This window comes from Marinicauda pacifica (genome assembly GCF_004793635.1).
Taxonomy (GTDB): Bacteria; Pseudomonadota; Alphaproteobacteria; order Caulobacterales; family Maricaulaceae; genus Marinicauda; species Marinicauda pacifica.
The window spans coordinates 1-303 of record NZ_SRXV01000110.1 but is presented as its reverse complement, the minus strand read 5'-3'; the positions used below and the strand labels follow the sequence as shown (position 1 = coordinate 303).

Genomic DNA, 303 nt, shown 5'->3' with positions numbered 1-303 from the left:
CGATCACCTGCTCGAGCAAGGCGGCTCGGCCTACGATCCGGTCCTGTACGACTTCATCAACGATGTGCGCAGCGAGCAGCAGGCGGAGATACGGCGCATGGACGCGGGCCTCGCGGGCCTGTCGCAGGATCCGCGCAATGGACTTTCGCCGGCCTTCCGCGATGCGGGCGAGGCGATCTCGAACCTTGACCTTGTGGCGAGCCTGCCCAAGCCGCCCGGCTTTTTCGACACCGAGAACCCGGCCGGCCTGCCGCCGGAAGTGAGCTCGGAAGACAGCGATGACGCAAACGAGAGCGAGGAGGC

General features: G+C 66.7%; 1 pseudogene. It reads left to right on the top strand.

The window, feature by feature from the left end:
* A pseudogene (locus tag E5162_RS14600) lies at window positions 1–303 on the top strand (DUF305 domain-containing protein); the annotation flags it as partial.